The 976-nt window shown below is 69.0% G+C and carries 2 protein-coding genes; both read right to left on the reverse strand.

The window, feature by feature from the left end; all coding sequences use genetic code 11:
* On the reverse strand, positions 1–304 hold a 304-nt coding region (locus C7C45_RS30415; RefSeq protein ID WP_244200655.1), incomplete at its 3' end, for a sporulation protein.
* Between the two features lie 152 nt (positions 305–456).
* Positions 457–976 (reverse strand): HEAT repeat domain-containing protein (locus C7C45_RS30420; RefSeq protein WP_208641465.1); only part of this gene is annotated, 520 nt, incomplete at its 5' end.

Consider the following 976-nt stretch of genomic DNA (forward strand, 5'->3'; position numbering starts at 1 on the left):
CCATCGTCATGCCGTGCAGGCGCTGGCCGTACACGTCGGTGATCGGGGTTTCCCACGGCACCGGCAACTGGAACGGGATCGAGAGCTGCTGCTTCGGGGCGAGCTGGAGCGGGCCGCTGACCACCATCCGGTGGAACTCCATCGTGCCCGCGTACTCGGTGTCGTGTCCTTCGACCTCAACCCGGGTGACCAGGCCGATCACCACCTGCTCGATGGCTGCCTCAGAGTCGCCACCGACGAGGTTGACCTGCCCGTCGAGGGTCAGGCCGGGCCGGGTGTTGGGGTTGGTCAGCACAGTGTCCACACTGGGGCCGCCCACACCGAACGCGCTCAACATCTTCTTGAAGACCATCGGAACTCCTGTGCGACGCCGACCGCTCCAGGCTGGAGTCGGACGTTGACTCGACGGGCACCCTATCCAGCACCCCTGTGAGGTGGCTGTGAAGCGCGCCGGGCTCAGGTCGCGCGCATCGAGGTCACGTCCGCGATCGCCAGGTCGGCCGCACGCTCGGGGTCGTCCCCGGCCCGACCGAGGAGTCCGTCGACGAACCAGTGGCCGGACCTGCCGGCACCGTCGGTGACGTCGAGATAGAGGCCGAGATCGCACCGCTCGCCGCAGACCGCGACCTCCAGGTCGGGTCGACGCAAATGGACGGTGTTCAGAAGCAACCACGCCGACTCGTCACGCTGGGCGCGGATCAGCGGGTCGCACTCCCGCAGAGCCTGCCCGACAGCCTCCACGCTGGGGTCGAAGCCGTCCAGCAGTGGCAACAACGTCGGGTCCGCCAGGTAGGCGGCGGCCCGGAAGGTGAGCGGGTGGACCTCGTCCTGCGCGAGCAGCCCGCGTACCAGGGGAAGCGCCCTGGGGTCCCGCCGTCGCGCCAACCCCCGCACGCCTTCTTCGCGTACCTCTGGGTTTGTGTCTTGGGTACGGTCCCACAGCGCCTGCCGGACGGCCTCACCATCGGCGCTGCTC

It is taken from the genome of Micromonospora arborensis, assembly GCF_003205615.1.
Classification (GTDB): Bacteria; Actinomycetota; Actinomycetes; order Mycobacteriales; family Micromonosporaceae; genus Micromonospora; species Micromonospora arborensis.